The sequence below is a fragment of the Mycobacterium sp. Soil_C_30 genome (assembly GCF_057656995.1).
Genome location: NZ_JBDGJH010000005.1, coordinates 198566 through 215159, shown reverse-complemented (window position 1 = coordinate 215159; position 16594 = coordinate 198566). Strand labels below are relative to the sequence as shown.

General features: G+C 68.2%; 18 protein-coding genes and 2 pseudogenes. 16 read left to right on the top strand and 4 right to left on the bottom strand.

All coding sequences use genetic code 11. The annotated features are described in order from the left end of the window. The first annotated feature begins 200 nt into the window (after positions 1-200). The 8 genes and pseudogenes from AC3A6P_RS11785 to AC3A6P_RS11750 all read left to right on the top strand — a co-directional run bounded on the left by AC3A6P_RS11785 (position 201) and on the right by AC3A6P_RS11750 (position 5802). Positions 201-653: a hypothetical protein gene (locus tag AC3A6P_RS11785; RefSeq protein WP_487691668.1), complete on the top strand. Its 453-nt coding sequence runs from the start codon at positions 201-203 to the stop codon at positions 651-653. Beyond that, complete coding sequence (locus tag AC3A6P_RS11780; protein ID WP_487691667.1) at positions 646-1275, top strand: DUF3093 domain-containing protein; 630 nt, start codon at positions 646-648, stop codon at positions 1273-1275. The genes AC3A6P_RS11785 and AC3A6P_RS11780 overlap by 8 nt, the downstream gene beginning before the upstream one ends. Further along, positions 1272-1523 (top strand): hypothetical protein, encoded by a 252-nt coding sequence (locus AC3A6P_RS11775; RefSeq protein WP_487691666.1) that lies wholly within the window; start codon positions 1272-1274, stop codon positions 1521-1523. Before AC3A6P_RS11780 ends, AC3A6P_RS11775 begins: the two co-directional genes overlap by 4 nt. 15 nt (positions 1524-1538) lie before the next feature. Next, positions 1539-1755 (top strand): annotated as a pseudogene (locus tag AC3A6P_RS11770) (heavy-metal-associated domain-containing protein); the annotation flags it as partial. Positions 1756-1808: 53 nt separating this feature from the next. Further along, a pseudogene (locus AC3A6P_RS11765) lies at positions 1809-3695 on the top strand (copper-translocating P-type ATPase); the annotation flags it as partial. A 143-nt stretch (positions 3696-3838) separates the two neighbouring features. After that, a complete protein-coding gene (locus AC3A6P_RS11760) occupies positions 3839-4705 on the top strand; it encodes an oxygenase MpaB family protein (RefSeq protein WP_487691664.1) in 867 nt (288 codons plus the stop codon). Continuing rightward, positions 4702-5301, top strand: coding sequence for a TetR/AcrR family transcriptional regulator (locus tag AC3A6P_RS11755; protein WP_487691663.1), 600 nt, complete (start codon positions 4702-4704; stop codon positions 5299-5301). Before AC3A6P_RS11760 ends, AC3A6P_RS11755 begins: the two co-directional genes overlap by 4 nt. A gap of 18 nt (positions 5302-5319) precedes the next feature. Further along, positions 5320-5802, top strand: coding sequence for a pyridoxamine 5'-phosphate oxidase family protein (locus AC3A6P_RS11750; protein ID WP_487691662.1), 483 nt, complete (start codon positions 5320-5322; stop codon positions 5800-5802). Positions 5803-5856: 54 nt separating this feature from the next. On the opposite strand, the gene AC3A6P_RS11745 is transcribed toward AC3A6P_RS11750, so the two are convergent. Beyond that, on the bottom strand, positions 5857-6237 hold the full coding sequence (locus tag AC3A6P_RS11745; protein ID WP_487691661.1) for a nitroreductase family deazaflavin-dependent oxidoreductase: 381 nt from the start codon (positions 6235-6237) through the stop codon (positions 5857-5859). Next, positions 6237-6614 carry a nitroreductase family deazaflavin-dependent oxidoreductase gene (locus tag AC3A6P_RS11740; protein WP_487691660.1) on the bottom strand — a complete coding sequence of 126 codons (378 nt, stop codon included), beginning with the start codon at positions 6612-6614 and terminating at the stop codon, positions 6237-6239. Before AC3A6P_RS11740 ends, AC3A6P_RS11745 begins: the two co-directional genes overlap by 1 nt. Before the next feature lie 87 nt (positions 6615-6701). Here AC3A6P_RS11740 and AC3A6P_RS11735 point away from each other — a divergent pair, with 87 nt between their 5' ends. After that, positions 6702-7451 (top strand): GTP pyrophosphokinase, encoded by a 750-nt coding sequence (locus tag AC3A6P_RS11735; protein WP_487691659.1) that lies wholly within the window; start codon positions 6702-6704, stop codon positions 7449-7451. A 2-nt stretch (positions 7452-7453) separates the two neighbouring features. Here the strand turns inward: AC3A6P_RS11735 and AC3A6P_RS11730 are convergent, their stop codons facing one another. Beyond that, positions 7454-8854, bottom strand: coding sequence for an alpha/beta hydrolase (locus AC3A6P_RS11730; RefSeq protein ID WP_487691658.1), 1401 nt, complete (start codon positions 8852-8854; stop codon positions 7454-7456). A 113-nt stretch (positions 8855-8967) separates the two neighbouring features. Here AC3A6P_RS11730 and hemL point away from each other — a divergent pair, with 113 nt between their 5' ends. From hemL to AC3A6P_RS11695, 7 genes are all read left to right on the top strand, one after another. Further along, positions 8968-10287, top strand: coding sequence for a glutamate-1-semialdehyde 2,1-aminomutase (hemL, locus tag AC3A6P_RS11725; RefSeq protein WP_487691657.1), 1320 nt, complete (start codon positions 8968-8970; stop codon positions 10285-10287). Positions 10288-10304: 17 nt separating this feature from the next. Next, positions 10305-10895 carry a histidine phosphatase family protein gene (locus AC3A6P_RS11720; RefSeq protein ID WP_487691955.1) on the top strand — a complete coding sequence of 197 codons (591 nt, stop codon included), beginning with the start codon at positions 10305-10307 and terminating at the stop codon, positions 10893-10895. Continuing rightward, complete coding sequence (locus AC3A6P_RS11715) at positions 10895-11500, top strand: TlpA disulfide reductase family protein (RefSeq protein ID WP_487691656.1); 606 nt, start codon at positions 10895-10897, stop codon at positions 11498-11500. Before AC3A6P_RS11720 ends, AC3A6P_RS11715 begins: the two co-directional genes overlap by 1 nt. After that, a complete protein-coding gene (locus tag AC3A6P_RS11710; RefSeq protein WP_487691654.1) occupies positions 11497-12261 on the top strand; it encodes a cytochrome c biogenesis CcdA family protein in 765 nt (254 codons plus the stop codon). Before AC3A6P_RS11715 ends, AC3A6P_RS11710 begins: the two co-directional genes overlap by 4 nt. 47 nt (positions 12262-12308) lie before the next feature. After that, positions 12309-13841 carry a cytochrome c biogenesis protein ResB gene (gene resB / locus AC3A6P_RS11705; protein WP_487691954.1) on the top strand — a complete coding sequence of 511 codons (1533 nt, stop codon included), beginning with the start codon at positions 12309-12311 and terminating at the stop codon, positions 13839-13841. Beyond that, the gene (ccsB, locus tag AC3A6P_RS11700) at positions 13838-14821 is read left to right on the top strand and encodes a c-type cytochrome biogenesis protein CcsB (RefSeq protein ID WP_487691653.1); all 984 of its coding nucleotides are present in this window, start codon (positions 13838-13840) and stop codon (positions 14819-14821) included. The genes resB and ccsB overlap by 4 nt, the downstream gene beginning before the upstream one ends. A gap of 349 nt (positions 14822-15170) precedes the next feature. Then, the gene (locus AC3A6P_RS11695; RefSeq protein ID WP_487691953.1) at positions 15171-16424 is read left to right on the top strand and encodes a MinD/ParA family ATP-binding protein; all 1254 of its coding nucleotides are present in this window, start codon (positions 15171-15173) and stop codon (positions 16422-16424) included. A 3-nt stretch (positions 16425-16427) separates the two neighbouring features. Here the strand turns inward: AC3A6P_RS11695 and AC3A6P_RS11690 are convergent, their stop codons facing one another. Next, positions 16428-16592, bottom strand: a complete 165-nt coding sequence (locus AC3A6P_RS11690; protein ID WP_487691652.1) for a hypothetical protein — start codon at positions 16590-16592, stop codon at positions 16428-16430. Positions 16593-16594 lie beyond the last annotated feature (2 nt).

Genomic DNA, 16594 nt, shown 5'->3' with positions numbered 1-16594 from the left:
CAGGCGTAGCTGGGGACATATATGTGCCGGGCGGTCCGCGACACATATGTGGTTTACGACGCGACACGCCGGTCGGACGTAGCTGTGCACATATATGTGCGCGAAACACGGGCGGTCAATCGCCGGGCGTGGCTGAAGTGCCCGCTCCTCACGCCCTCGTCCCTCGGGCGATCGATCGCCGGGCGTAAGCTGGCGCGACCATGACCTCGACTCCGGCCACTCCACGACCGCGCGTGGTGGACATCGCATTCTGGCTGCTCATCGCAGGCGCCGTCCTCCTGGTGGTGAACGGATTGATGGCGACAACGCTGAACTTCGAGACCGCCCGGTCCGTCGCGGACGCCGGTATCAGCGACGACAAGCTGCGGAGCTACCTGACCTTCCAGCGCAGCATCGGGATCTTCTCCATCGTCGTCGGCGCCGCCCTGGGCTTCCTGGCCGGCAAGACCCGCAAAGGCGATCCACGGTTCCGTCGCGCCACCATTGCCTTCGCCGTCGCCATCACAGTGCTCGTCGTCGGCGTCGCGGTGCTGATCAAGATCGTTCATCTGCTGGCGCTGGTGGCGGTGTTGCCGATTCTCTTCGGCACCGTGGCGCTCATTCGGCCACCGGCCATCGCCTGGTTCAACGAACAGGACGCCGCGCATGGCTGACGAGGACATCCTGTTCTCCGAGAACGGTGCCAGCTGGTACTGGGTGCTGGCGGGCCCGGGCGCCGCGTTGGCCATGCTGGCCATTCAGATCACCAGTGGGGTCGGCGTGCAGTGGATCGTTCCGTTGGCATTCCTGGTGCTGGTGTCCGGCTTCATCGCGGTGCAGATCAAAGCTGCCCGCATCCACACCTCGGTCGAACTGACGGAGACGTCGTTGCGGCAGGGCATGCAGACCATCGGGGTCGACGAGATCGTCGCCGTCTATCCCGCCCCCACGAACACGATGCGCAGCTATTACGACGACCGCCGGCTGAACAGGACCGCCGCCAAGAGTTCGGGCCGAAACAATGCGCTGGCCAACCGCGCGATGAAAAAAGCGGGCCTGGATCCCGCGGAGATCCCGGACGAACCCACCAAGGCCCCGCCCCGCGACGATGCCGCGGTGGTGGAGAAGTGGCAGTCGTCGCGGGCGCTCGGTGAACTCACCGGCGTGCCGCGCGGGCGCACCGGAATCGGGTTGAAGCTCACCGGTGGACGCACCGCGCAGGCCTGGGCGCGCGGGCACTCCGAGTTGCGGGCGGCGTTGACCGAGCTGGTCGAGCGCCGCCGCGAGCACGCATGACGGCGCGGCGTCGCGCCATCGTCGAGGTGGTCCTGGCGGCGGTGGCTGTTGTGGGAGCCGTGATCAGCGCGGCCAATGTGCGTGCAGTCGTAGCCGTCGCGCCCATCACCGAGGGGGAGCCGGCCACCACCTCGGTGGCGTGGCACGCTCCACCACTGGTCCTGGCGTTGTTGTTGGTCACGGTCGCCGGCATCCTGGCCGTGGTCGGAGTAGCTCGCTGGCGGAGGTCACAAACCCATACCCCCTAGGGGTACTATGGCGGCATGGCCAACGCACCGGTGACTGTCGCAACCGATCTCGATCTGCGCGGGATGACGTGTGCGTCCTGCGCGGCGCGCGTCGAACGTGGCCTCAACGACCTCGACGGTGTGCGCGCCAGCGTCAACCTGGCCGTCGAACGCGCCCACGTCGAGCACGATCCCGCCGTCACGGTCGGTCAGCTCATCAAGGCCGTCGAAGCCACCGGGTATCAGGCCTCCGCTGTTCGTGCCCCCGGCGATGACGCGCCGGTGCAGGAGACCGGGGAAACCGATCTGCGCCCCCGGCTCATCGGCTCGGCGGTGCTGGCGGTCCCGGTGGTCGTGCTGTCGATGGTGATGGCATGGCAGTTCACGGGCTGGCAGTGGGTGGTGCTGGCGCTGACCACCCCGATCGTGGTGTGGGGCGGCTTCCCGTTCCATCGCGCCGCGGTTCGTGCGACTCGCCACGGCGCCTCGACCATGGACACCCTGGTCTCCCTCGGCACGCTGGCCGCCTTCCTGTGGTCGACGTTCGCCGTCGTCACCAACCCGGGACCGCACTTCCACGCACACGTTTATTTCGAGGTCGCCGCGGCCGTCACGGTGTTCCTGCTGGCGGGTCGCAACGCCGAGGCACGGGCCAAACGCTCGGCGGGATCGGCGCTGCGGGCGCTGCTGTCACTGGGCGCAAAAGACGCGGTGGTGGTGCGCGACGGCGCCGAGGTGCAGATCCCGGTGTCGGAGCTGCAGGTGGGCGACGTCTTCGTGGTCCGGCCGGGGGAGCGGGTGGCCACCGACGGTGACGTGGTCGACGGCGATTCCGCTCTGGACACCTCGGCGATGACGGGCGAATCCGTGCCCGTCGATGTGAGGGCAGGGTCGTCGGTGCTCGGCGGTTCCGTCAACACCTACGGCCGTATCCGGGTACGGGCCACCAAGGTCGGCGCCGACACGCAACTGGCCCGGATGGGCCGGCTGGTCACCGACGCGCAGAACGGCAAGGCGTCCATTCAGCGCCTCGCCGACCGGGTGTCGGCGGTCTTCGTCCCCGCGGTCCTGGTGATCGCCGCACTGACCGTCGCCGGCTGGCTGCTCGCCGGCGCCGCACCGTCCACCGCCTTCACCGCCGCGGTGGCCGTGCTGATCATCGCCTGCCCGTGCGCGCTCGGTTTGGCCACACCCACGGCCATCCTGGTCGGCACCGGCCGGGGCGCCCAGCTCGGCGTGCTGATCAAAGATCCGCAGGTGCTCGAAACCGTCACCGGTATCACCACCGTGGTGCTGGACAAGACCGGCACGGTGACCAGCGGCCGGATGACCGTCAGCGCCGTCGAAGCTCGCCCGGGTGAGGACGCCGACGAGGTGTTGCGGCTCGCCGCAGCCGTCGAGGCGGCCTCCGAACATCCGGTGGCCGCCGCCATCGTCGCGGCCGCACGGGAGCGCGGTTTCGACATCCCCGGGGTCACCGACTTCGCCAACCAGCCCGGCATCGGTGTCGCCGGTGTGGTCGACGGCGTTCGGGTGAGCGTGAAGAGGGAGGGCTCGATCGCCGGGCTGGACCTGCTGGCACCGGCTGCGGCGGCGCCGGGGACCGGCGTGGAGGTGGTGTGGGATCGTCGCGTCCGCGGCACCATCCGCCTGGCGGATGTGGTGAAGCCCAGCAGCGCTGAGGCCATCGCCGAGCTCAAGGCCATGGGCATCACCCCGGTACTGCTGACGGGCGACAACGCCACCGTCGCGCGCACGGTCGCCGGCGAGATCGGTATCGCGCCCGAGAACGTCATCGCCGGCGTGCTGCCCACCGAGAAAGCCGAGGCCGTCAAGCGCCTGCAGGCCGACGGCGCGAAAGTGGCGATGGTCGGCGATGGTGTCAACGACTCGGTGGCCCTGGCCACCGCCGACATCGGGATGGCGATGGGTACCGGCACCGACGCGGCGATCGAGGCCGGTGACGTCACGCTGGTCCGCGGTGACCTGCGGACTGTGCCGACGGCGCTGCGGTTGGCCTCGCGCACCCTGCGCACCATCCGGGTGAACCTGTTCTGGGCGTTCGCCTACAACACCGCGGCCATTCCGCTGGCGGCGTTGGGGCTGCTGAATCCGATGATCGCCGGGGCGGCCATGGCGGCGTCGTCGGTGTTGGTGGTGGGCAACAGCCTGCGCCTGCGCCGTTTCACCTGACCCCACTCAAGGCCGAGCGCGCGTGTCTGTACCGCCCCACGCGGCGTGTCGCGTACAAATGCGTGCGCTCGGCGACCCCGAGTGGGAACCCCGAGTGGGAACCCCGAGTTGGAACAAAGTGCAGAATCTGTAACACTGTTGCAGTGACTGAACTCGCGGACCGCCCTGCCGAGACCGACGCGTTGCCGCTGGGCGCCGACTCGCTCATCTGGCGCTACTTCGGCGACAACCGGATGTTCCTCATCGGCCCGCGCCCCGGCGTCCTGCAGTTGATGCTCGCCGAACTCGGCCAGGGTGTGCAGGACCATTCGGTGTTCTTCGCCGACACCGCGGCGCGCATCAAACGGTCGCTGCCGCCGATCTTTCGGACCGTGTACGGCTCCGAGGACGACAACGCCGGCCCGCAGGTCCGCGACTTCCACCACGACATCAAAGGCGAGATGCCGGGCGAGCAGGGGCGGCGCTACCACGCACTGGATCCCGACACTTACTTCTGGGCGCACGCCACCTTCCTGGATCAGGTCTTCTACTTCGCCGACACCTTCGTCAAGCGGCTGACCGACGCCGAGAAGGAGCAGATGTACCTGGAGTCCAAGACCTGGTACCGGCGCTACGGAGTCAGTGACCGGCCGATGCCCGCCACCTACGCCGACTTCGAAAAGTACTGGCAGCGCATGCTGGACGACGTGGTGACCGCCCACCCGTCGGCCACCTACAGTGTCGGCTACGTCACCAAGGGCTTCCCGAAACCCAAGGGTATGCATCCCGCCGCGTGGGCGGTGCTCAGGCGCGTGTTCAACCCGCTGGCCGCGTTCCTCACCACTGGCGGAATGCCGCCGCAGGCCCGCGCCACCCTCAACCTCCCCTGGAACGCCAAGCAGGAGAAGCGCTATCAGCGTTTCGCGGCGTTCTGGCGCTCGCGTCCGGTCAACTGGCTGTGGGACCAGCTTCCGATCTCAGTGCGCTACAACGGAATCGCCGCCGCCGGGTTCTCCCGAGAGAGCGCATGATCACCGTCGCCGACGACCCGGTTACCACCAGGATCCTCGACGCCGCCGTCGCAGAGTTCGACCGGCACGGCTTTCGTCGGGTTGCCCTGGACGACGTCGCCAAACGCGCCAAGGTCAGCCGCACCACCATCTACCGCCGCTTCGCCAACCGCGACGAGCTGGTGGCCGCGGTGATCGACCGCGAGAACGTCGCCCTGTGCGCCGACATCGCCGATGAACTCAAAAACCAAGGGCCGCAGTCGAACTACTATGTCGAAGCGTTCACCTCGGCCATCCTGAAGTTCCGTAACCACCGGGTGCTCAACCAGCTGATCGGCGACGACCCGGCCCTGGCGCTGGAGCTGGCCCGCGAGCACTATGGAGCGGCGGTACTGCGGATCGCCACCGCGCTCGAGGTGATCTTCCCTGCCGCGTTGGTGCAGCGGATGGGGCCCGCGGTGGTCAACGACCTGGCCGACGCGATTCTGCGGTACGCAATGATGGCCTTGTTGCTGCCGGGTGCGCGGCCGCTGGACACCGCCGACGATCTGCGGGACTTCGCCACCGTGCATTTCTTGCCGAGCCTGCCGGAAATGCTTCGCACCGTATCGGTCTAGGCAGTTAACTTTGAGCCCATGACGTCACTGGATCAAGTAGCCCCTGCCTTCGTCGACATGGCTCACACCATCGTCTGGGCGTCGGTGGCCACCGTCGACGCCGACGGTCGGCCCCGCAGCCGCGTCCTGCACCCCATCTGGGAGTGGGACGGCGCGCAGCTGACGGGCTGGATCGCCACCGCTCCCACCCCGATCAAGAAGGCGCACATCGCCGCCCACCCCGAGATCTCGATCAACTACTGGTCGCCGTCGCACGACACCTGTAGCGCCGAATGTACGGTGGATTGGATCTTCGACGACGACGAACGCATCGCGCTCTGGGAGCGTTTCAAGACCGGACCCGAGCCGGTCGGCTACGACCCCGCGATCATCGAACCCTGGCGTGACGGGCCGACGTCGGACGCGTTCGCCGGCTGGAAGCTGACCCCGACGCGGCTGCGCCTCATGCAGGGCACGGTGATGACGCAGGGCGCGGGGGAGCTGCTCACCTGGCGCGCGTGACCAGATCGGCCGCGTCGGAGAGGTTCGTGATCCGGACCAGTACCGCGCCGCCGCTCACACCCGGCTGAGAAGCAGCGCCGACGGTGTGCACAGCCGGGTGACCACCGTCCGCCACGGCGGCGACAGCAGCGGCACGACATCCGCGGTTGAGACGATCCGCGGAGACCGCACCTGAAAAGTATGTCCACCCACGATGATTCGTCCCGCACCGGCAGCAACAAGATTGCGCACCCAGTCGCGGTTCTCGCCGTAGGGCAGTAGCACCGCGAAGCCGTCGGGTGTGCGCAACGCCGACACCGGAGTGCGGTAGACCGTGCCGCTGCGCCGACCGACGTGTTCCACCAGCGACCACAGCGCCACCCGACCCGACAGGGGGCGCACCACCCGGTTGACCACCCGACGGTTGAACCGGGCGCGAGCATCGGCGAACCGCATCAGAGCCTGCGCAGCAGAACGCTCTGGTCGAACGGCAGTCGCCCGAACAACAGCCGCGCGACTCCGGTGACCTGCTGTGTGGCTTCCGATTTGGGCACCACCCGTGGGTCAGTCACCACAAACGTCCGGCCGTGCCGCTGCAGCCGGCCGTCGGCGGCCCTGAGATTCTTCAGCCAGTCCCGGTCCGGCCCGTAGGTCAGATGGATCGCCACGCCCTCCTGGGTCGGGAACACGATCAGCGGCGTACGGAAGGTGCGGCCCGACGTGCGGCCGACGTGCTCGAGGATGCCCATCATCGGCAGATATCCCGCCCAGAGCCGCTGGATCGGGTTGGTGACGTACCGGTTGAACTCGGCCAGCCACTGCGGCAGTTGCATGGGGTCATCATCGGCTGCGCACGTCTGACCGGGCAAGGGCCGACAGCTCTGAACAGGGCTGACAGCCTCAACCGGCATGCTGGTGGCATGAGCGAGGTAATCGACGCCGAACCGATGTGGGATCTCGAAGAATTCCAGAAGCTCCGCGACGAGTTCTCGCGCTTCATGTTCTCCTACAAGTTCGGCATGGAGGAGATCGCCACCAAAGTGGGCATCCTGCAACAGGAATTCCAGCACCTGCAGCAGTACAACCCCATCGAGCACGTCACCAGTCGGCTCAAGACACCGGAGAGCGTGCTGGACAAGATCCAGCGCAAGAACTGCGAGCCGCGCTTCGAGACCATCCGCGAAAAGATCACTGACATCGCCGGTGTGCGCGTCACCTGCTCCTTCACCTCAGACGTCTACCGAGTGTCCGAAGCGTTGACCCGTCAAGACGACGTCACCGTGTTGCAGGTCAAAGACTATGTGCGCCAGCCCAAACCGAACGGCTACCGCAGCCTGCACCTGATCGTCGAAGTGCCGGTGTTCTTGTCCACCGGCGCTGTCACCGTCCCGGTGGAGGTGCAGCTACGTACGGTCGCCATGGATTTCTGGGCCAGCCTCGAGCACAAGATCTATTACAAGTTCGATGGTGAGGTGCCCGCCGAGATCTCCCGGAGCCTGGAAGAGGCCGCCGTGACCGCGGCCCGGTTGGACACCGAGATGGAGCGGCTGCACCGGGACGTGCACGGCGATCTGCCACCGGTGCCCGTCGAGCTGGCGCGCGGCAGCATTCCCATGCCCGACGGCGTGGTGGCGCGGCTGATGCGGCACCGGTTCCTGGCCACCCCCTGACCTCACCGGCCGAAATCCGGGTCGAACGGCTGGTGGTTCGACGGGCACACCGTGCCGTCGCGCGGTGCGCGCAGCAACACCAGGTATTCGCGTACCGCGGCCGTTGTGCAGTCGCTGGGATCGGCGGCGCTCGGGTGGCCGTAACCGGTGTGGGTCAACAACACCGCGTTGCCGAGCAGCGCGCTGACGGTTCGCGCGTTGCGGTACGGGGTGACGGGATCTGCCGTGGTGCCGATCACCAGGATCGGGGTCTCGGTGCGGGTGCTCCAGGGGCCGGTGTAGACCTCAGCGCCGTGCACCGGCCAGGACGCGCACGGCATCCAGGACCACCACGTCGCCAGCGGCCCGTCCACCGGGCTCATCGCGGTGAACAGACTCAGCCGCGCCGGCGACGTCGACCGCGACACCTGGGCGGGGCTGTCGGCGCACCCGATGCCGGCCGCCGGCGGGATCGATGCCGCCAGGCCGGGGCGTAGCCGTCGGGCCTGCTGTGCCAGCGCGGACCCGTCGCCGTCCGCGGCGGCAGCCAGGGCGGCGGCCATCTCCGGCCACCGGGCGGGGGTGCCGAGGTAACTGTGCAGCGCCACCAGCGCTGCTTCGTAGGTGAGCAGGCCCAGCGGCGTCGACGTCACCGCCTCGAGGACACCGGCCAGCGTCTCGTTCGCGTCTTCGAGCGGGCAGCCGTGCGCCCGGCGGCACAGCCGCGCGAACTCGTCGAACACCCGGGCCGCATCGGACAAGGTGTTGGCCACCCGTTCCTCGGCGCCGGCGGTGTAGGCCACCGGGTCGACGATGCCGTCGAGAACCATGGCCCGAACCCGTTGCGGGAACAGGTTGGCGTAGGTCTGCCCGAGGAAGCTGCCGTAACCCTCGCCGTAGAACGACACCCGGGATTCGCCCGACAGCACCCGCAAGCGGTCCAGATCGCGGGCGGTGGCCGCAGTGCTCAGATGTGCCAGCAGTTCGCCGTGGAATGCACCACACCGGGCGGCGAAGTCGGCCGGCAGCGGGCCCGTCCCGTAGTCGAGCGGCGTGGACTCGCCGTCGGCACAGGAGATCGGGGAACTCCCGCCGCTGCCCCGCACATCCCAACTCACGATGTCGAACCGGCCGCCCACCAGGGCCGACAACTGGGCGCCGCGCTCCCGCAGGGCGTCGACGCCGGACAGGCCGGGGCCGCCGGGATTGAAGAACACGGTGCCCTGCCGGTGGTGGGCGGCGGGGTAGCGGGCCACTGCCAGCTCCAGCGTCGGCCCATCGGGTCGCGCCCAGTCCACCGGCACGGTCACCGTGGCGCACTCCAGGTGGTCACCGCAGCCTCGCCAGGCCGTGGCCGGCTGGGGTGCCGTGGCGCAGGCGCAGATCAGCGCGATCACTGACGCCAATGTCAGCGCGACGCGCATGGTTCAGTGTTGCCCCGGCAGTGTGGTCTGCGTCACCGTTTCGGTGAATGCGTCGGACCAGTCAACTACACCCTGTAGTGGACGATTTGGTCCGAACTGGGACACTGGTGGTCGTGAGCAGTACCAAGACCAGTACCGAGCGGTCCGCCAAGCTCTTCTCCGATGCCTCCGCGGTGATCCCCGGCGGCGTGAATTCGCCGGTCCGAGCGTTCAACTCGGTCGGCGGCACCCCCCGCTTCCTGGTCAAAGGCCAGGGCTACTGGCTCACCGACGCCGACGACAACCGCTACGTCGACCTGGTGTGCTCGTGGGGCCCGATGATCCTGGGGCATGCGCATCCGGCCATCGTCGAAGCCGTGACCAACGCCGCACAGCACGGCCTGTCCTTCGGGGCGCCCACTCCGTGCGAGTCGGAACTGGCGCACGAGATCATCAGCCGCGTCGCGCCGGTGCAGAAGGTCCGGCTGGTCAACTCCGGCACCGAAGCCACCATGAGTGCGGTCCGGCTGGCCCGCGGTTTCACCGGCCGGCCCAAGATCGTCAAGTTCTCCGGCTGCTATCACGGCCACGTCGACGCGCTGCTCGCCGACGCCGGCTCCGGTGTCGCCACCCTGGGACTGCCGTCGTCGCCGGGGGTCACCGGAGCGCAGGCCGCCGACACCATCGTGCTGCCCTACAACAACGTCGCCGCCGTCGAGCAGACCTTCAAGGACTTCGGTGACCAGATCGCCGCGGTGATCAGCGAGGCCAGCCCCGGCAACATGGGCACCGTGCCGCCCGGGCCCGGGTACAACGCGGCACTGCGGCGTATCACCGCCGAGCACGGCGCGCTGCTGATCCTCGACGAGGTGATGACCGGCTTCCGCGTCAGCCGCAGCGGTTGGTACGGCGTCGACCCCGTGGATGCCGATTTGTTCACCTTCGGCAAGGTGATGAGCGGTGGCCTGCCGGCCGCCGCGTTCGGTGGTCGCGCCGAGGTGATGGAGCGGCTGGCGCCGCTGGGCCCGGTCTATCAGGCCGGCACCCTCTCCGGTAACCCGGTGGCCATGGCCGCAGGGCTGGCGACGCTGCGCAACGCCGACGACGCCGCCTACGCAAGGCTGGACGCCAACGCCGACCGCCTCGATGCCCTGCTGTCCGAGGCGTTGTCCAAAGAGTCTGTGCCCCACGTCATCCAGCGCGCCGGCAACATGCTCAGTGTCTTCTTCACCGACGCGCCGGTTACCGACTTCGCCGGCGCCAGGGCCACCCAGACCTGGCGTTTCCCGCCGTTCTTCCACGCGCTGCTCGACGCCGGTGTCTATCCGCCGTGCAGCGCGTACGAAACCTGGTTCGTATCAGCCGCTCTCGATGACGACGCGTTCGAGCACATCGCGGCGGCGTTGCCGAACGCCGCCCGCGCCGCGGCGACAGCGGAGGGCCCCGACGCGTGAAGACACGGGTGTACGTGATGCGCCACGGCGAGGTGCACAACCCGGACAAACTGCTCTACGGCCGGCTGCCGGACTACCACCTGTCCGACCGGGGCCGCGAGCAGGCCAGAGCGGTCGCGGACTGGCTGGCCGACCGCGACATCACCTACGTGGTGGCCTCGCCGCTGGAGCGTGCGCAGGAAACCGCCGCCGCGACCGCGGCGCGGCACGGGTTGGACATCGACACCGACGCCGATCTCATCGAGTCGTGGAACATCTTCGAGGGACAACGGGTGGCCCCGGGTGACGGTGCGCTGCGCGATCCCCGCAACTGGCCGAAACTGCGCAACCCGCTCAAGCCGTCGTGGGGGGAGCCGTACAAGGAGGTCGCCCCGCGCATGATCGCGGCCGTGCACCGGGCGCGGGTCAAAGCCGAAGGCCACGAGGCGGTGTGCGTCAGCCACCAGTTACCCGTCGAGACGTTGCGGCGGGCGATGACGGGCAAGCGGCTGGCCCACCTGCCCACCAAGGGCGCCCGGATGTGCAACCTGGCGTCGCTGACGTCGTTCGAGTTCGACGGTGACCAGCTGATCGGCTGGGGTTACGCGGAGCCGGCTGGACACCTGTGATGCGTCGGTTGGTGATCCTGGGGTGCGTGCTGCTGCTCGCACTCACCGGATGCTCGACCGGTGACGACGCCGTGGCTCAGGGCGGCACCTTCGAGTTCGTCGCGCCGGGCGGGCAGACCGACATCTTCTACGACCCGCCCGCCGACCGGGGCACCCCCGGCCCGTTGAGCGGCCCGGATCTGATGGATCCCGACACCACCCTGTCGTTGGAGGATTTCGCCGGCGACGTCGTCGTCATCAACGTGTGGGGCCAGTGGTGTGCCCCCTGCCGCACCGAGATCACCCAGTTGCAGCAGGTTTACGACGCCACCAAAGCCAGCGGCGTGGCGTTTCTCGGTATCGACGTGCGTGACAACAACCGAGACGCTCCCGTCGACTTCATCAAAGACCGCAACATCACGTTCCCGTCGATCTACGACCCGGCGATGCGGACCATGATCGCCTTCGGCGGCAAGTACCCGACCACGGTCATCCCGTCGACCATCGTGCTGGACCGCGAGCATCGGGTGGCCGCGGTGTTCCTGCGCGAGCTGCTGGCCGAGGACCTGCAACCGGTGGTCGAACGGCTGGCCGCCGAAGAGGGTGTAGAAGGCTCGACACAATGACCGGTTTCACCGAACTCGCCGCCACCGGGCCGCTGCTGCTGGCGCTCGGCGCATGTGTGCTGGCCGGGCTGGTGTCCTTCGCGTCGCCGTGTGTGGTGCCGCTGGTGCCGGGCTATCTGTCCTACCTCGCGGCCGTCGTCGGCGTCGATGACCGGGGCACCGTCAAGACCGTCTCGAAGGTCCGCATCGCCGGGTCGGCGGTCCTGTTCGTGGCCGGGTTCACCGCCGTGTTCATCCTGGGCACCGTCGCCGTGCTCGGCATGACCACCACACTGATCACCAATCAGGTTGTGCTGCAACAGGTCGGTGGTGTGCTGACCATCATCATGGGCCTGGCGTTCATCGGCTTCATCCCCGCGCTGCAGCGGCAGGCGAAGTTCACCCCGCGGCAGGTGTCGTCGGTGGCGGGCGCACCGCTGCTGGGTGCGGTGTTCGGGCTGGGCTGGACGCCGTGCCTGGGCCCGACGCTGGCCGGGGTCATCACGGTGGCCTCCGCCACCGACGGCGCGAGCGTGGCGCGCGGCGTGACGCTGGTGATCGCCTACTGCCTGGGCCTCGGGGTGCCGTTCATCATCCTGGCGTTCGGGTCGTCGTGGGCCGTGGGCGGGCTCGGCTGGCTGCGCCGCAACACCCGCACCATCCAGATCATCGGGGGAGTGCTGATGATCCTCGTCGGCCTGGCGCTGGTCACCGGACTGTGGAGCGACTTCGTGTCCTATGTGCGCGACGCTTTCGTCAGTGACGTGAGGCTGCCGATTTGAGAAGGCTCCTCGCCCTGATTCGCAACACCTGGCGGGCGCTCACCTCGATGGGCACAGCGCTGGTGCTGCTGTTCCTGCTCGCGCTGGCCGCGGTGCCCGGCGCGCTGGTGCCGCAGCGCAGCCTCAATGCCGGCAAGGTCGACGAATACCTGGCCGAGCATCCGACCATCGGGCCGTGGCTGGACCGCTTCCAGTTCTTCGACGTGTTCTCCAGCTTCTGGTTCACCGCCATCTACGTGCTGCTGTTCATCTCGTTGGTGGGCTGCCTGACCCCGCGGATGGTCGAACACGCCCGTAGCCTGCGGGCCGTCCCGGTGCCCGCGCCCCGCAACCTGGCCCGGCTGCCGAAGCATCACGAGGCGACGGTCGAAGCCGAGCCCGATCAGCTGGCCGAGAAGATCGCCGGACGGCTGCGAGGCTGGCGCAAGACCATACGGAAAGACGAAACCGGCCAGATCACCGAGATCTCCGCCGAGAAGGGCTACCTGCGCGAGTTCGGCAACCTGGTGTTCCACTTCTCCCTTCTGGGGATCCTGGTTGCGGTCGCGGCGGGCAAGCTGTTCAGCTACGAGGGCAATGTCATCGTGATCACCGGCGGCCCGGGATTCTGCTCGGCCTCACCGGCGGCCTTCGATTCGTTTCGCGCGGGCAACACCGTCGACGGCACCTCACTGAACCCGATGTGTGTGCGCGTCAACGACTTCGAGGCGAAGTACCTGTCCAACGGGCAGGCCACCTCGTTTGCCGCCGATATCGAATACCAGTACGGCGAGGACCTGACCACCGACACCTGGCAGCCGTACCGGCTGGAGGTCAACCATCCGCTGCGGGTCGGCGGCGACCGGGTGTATCTGCAGGGCCGCGGTTTCGCGCCGAGCTTCACTGTCACGTTCCCGGATGGGCAGACCCGCAGCCAGACCATCCAGTGGCGCCCCGAGGACCAGACCACGTTCCTGTCCTCCGGTGCGGTGCGCATCGATCCGCCCGCGGGTATGTACCCGGACCCTGATGAGCGACGCAACCAGCAGATCGCCATCCAGGGGCTGTTCGCGCCCACCGCTCAGCTCGACGGGACGTTGCTGTCGTCCAGCTGGCCGGAGCTCAACGACCCCGCGGTCGCCGTCGACATCTACCGTGGTGACGCCGGCCTGGACAGCGGCCGCCCGCAGTCGATCTGGGACCTCGATCCGCAGCTGATCGACCAGGGCCGGCTGACCCGGGAGGAACGGGTGAACCTGCGCGCCGGGGAAGAGGTCCGGCTGCAGGACGGCACCACGGTCCGGTTCGACGGGGCCACCCCGTTCGTCAACCTGCAGGTCTCACACGACCCAGGTCAGATCTGGGTGCTGGTGTTCTCGCTGGCCATGATGGGCGGGCTGATGGTGTCGCTGATCATCCGCCGGCGCCGGATCTGGGTGCGGATTGCCCCAGCCAGCGCAAACGGTACCGTGAACGTCGAGCTCGGCGGCTTGGCGCGGACCGACAACTCCGGCTGGGGAGACGAGTTCGAGAAGTTGACGGAGCGACTGTTGGCCTCCACCGACGCGTCACCGGCCCCGTCTAGAGAGAAGGTTCGATGAACTCAGATGCCGTCGACATCGGGCTGGCCCGGTATTCGGACTGGGCTTTCACGTCGTCGGTCGTGGTGTTGGTGGTCGCGCTGCTGTTGCTGGCCGTCGAGCTGGCCTACAGCCGCAGCCGCAAGGTCACCGAACGCGAACTGGTGATGGCCGGTTCACACAACGGATCGGTCGCGGTCGACAGCGACCGCCCGGGCCTGGTGGCCGACACTCCGCGGCGGCCCGTCGACGAACGCATCGGCCGCACGGGTATCGCGCTGGTGTACGTCGGTATCGCCGCGCTGCTGGCCTGCATCGTGCTGCGCGGGCTGTCCACCTCACGCGTGCCGTGGGGCAACATGTACGAGTTCATCAACCTGACCTGCCTGTGCGGGCTGATCGGCTCGGTGGTGGTGCTGCGCAAACCGCAGTACCGGTCGCTGTGGGTGTTCGTGTTGGTGCCGGTGCTGATCCTGCTCACGGTGTCCGGCAAGTGGCTCTACAGCCACGCCGCCCCGGTCATGCCCGCGTTGCAGTCGTACTGGCTGCCCATCCACGTGTCGGTGGTCAGCCTGGGCTCCGGGGTGTTCCTGATCGCCGGTGTGGCCAGCATCCTGTTCCTGCTGAAAATGTCACGATTCGGTAATGGCGACGGGGCGGTGGCACGTGTGGTGCAGCGCCTTCCCGACGCGCAGACCCTGGATCGAATCGCCTACCGCACCACCATCTTCGCGTTCCCGGTGTTCGGTTTCGGCGTGATCTTCGGTGCCATCTGGGCCGAGGAGGCATGGGGCCGCTACTGGGGTTGGGACCCCAAGGAGACGGTGTCGTTCATCGCGTGGGTGGTTTACGCCGCCTACCTGCACGCCCGCTCGACGGCCGGGTGGCGCGACCGTAAGGCGGCCTGGATCAACATCGTCGGCTTCGTGGCGATGGTGTTCAACCTGTTCTTCATCAACCTGGTGACCGTGGGTCTGCACTCCTACGCCGGGGTGAGCTGACTTATTCGAAGGAGAAGTGTTGTCTGATCTACCGACCGGTCCAGGAGACCGAGGGACGAGGGCGACGCAGGGCCGGGAGCAGGAGACCCTGACCGGTCCAGGAGACCGAGGGACGAGGGCGACGCAGGGCCGGGAGCAGGAGGTCCCGTCGCACAGCCCTGAAGGCCGCCACGGTCGGGAAAACGATCCTGAAAAGGACGAGCCGACAACATGGTTCGCCGAGCAGCCCGCCGAGGAGCAGCAGCACGACTCGCCGGCGCACGAGAAGCCCGAGCCGCCGACCACCTACACCGAGTTCCACACGCCCGGGTACGGCACGCCGGCCGTCAGCGACGGCCCACCGCGGCCGCTGAGTGGGTTCCGGTCCGAGCAGCGGTTCAGCGAGCCCACCGGACTGTCCGGGGCGCCCGCGCCGCGCTGGAACCCGCCGCCACCGGAATGGCCGGATGTCCCACAGCACCAGCAGTCGTCGGAACCGCAGACCGAACGCTTTCACTTCGTGTCGCCGCCGAGTGCACCTCGCCCGGACTACCCGGCTCCGGAGTATGCCCAGCCCGAGTTTGGGCAGCCCGAGTATGCGCAGCCCGAGTATGCCCAGCCCGATTTCGGGCAGCCGCCCAGCGCGTTACCCGTGCCGTACCGGCCGGAGATCCCGCAGACGCCGTACCCCGACTTGTCCAGCAGTTCGCTGTTGCGGGAGGTGAAACCGCCACCGTCGAGCGGATGGCGGCGCGCGCTCTACCTGGCCTCGGGCAAGCTGATCAATGTCGGTGAGAGTCCGAAGGACATTCATCGCAACAATCTCGTCGCGCATGTCAGGCAGCCGTTGGCGGGCTGCTATCGCATCGCGGTGGTGTCGCTCAAAGGCGGCGTCGGCAAGACCACCATCACCGCCACACTGGGTTCCACCTTCGCCTCGGTGCGCGGGGACCGGGTGATCGCCGTGGACGCCAACCCCGACCGGGGCACGCTCAGCCAGAAGGTGCCACTGGAGACGCAGGCGACGGTGCGCCACCTGCTGCACGACGCGGCGCGGATCCAGAGCTACAGCGATATCCGGGCCTACACCTCGCAGGGTCCCAGCCGGCTCGAGGTGCTGGCCTCGGAGACCGATCCCGCCGTGTCGGAAGCGTTCAGCGGCGACGACTACGCCAGGACTCTGCAGGTACTCGAACGCTTCTACAGCCTCGTGCTGACCGACTGCGGGACCGGGCTGATGCACTCGGCGATGTCCGCCGTCCTGGCGAAGGCGGACACCCTGGTGGTGGTCAGCTCCGGTTCGGTCGACGGTGCCCGCAGCGCTTCGGCGACGCTGGACTGGCTCGACGCGCACGGCCATCAGGAGCTGGTCCGCAACTCCGTCGCGGTGATCAATGCGGTGCGGCCGCGGTCGGCCAAGATCGACATCCAGAAGGTGGTGGATCACTTCTCGCGGCGGTGCCGGGCGGTGCAGCTGGTGCCCTTCGACCCGCATCTCGAGGAGGGCGCGGAGATCGATCTGGAGCGCTTGCGGCGAGACACCCGGGAGTCCCTGATCGAACTGGCAGCTGTGGTCGCCGATGGATTTCCCAGCGCGAATCGTGGTGCAGATACGCGCTTCTGAGCTCTACGACCGCGGCTTGTTGTCCGGGTGGTTGAGCCGCCACAGGAACTCGGGATCGTCGTCGGGCCCGATGGTTCGGGGTCTCGGACGGTCCGCGCGAGCCTTGTAGACCCGCCAGCCGACGTACACCGCTGCGGCCAGAAGAAGCATGAGGACCAGGAACGACACGA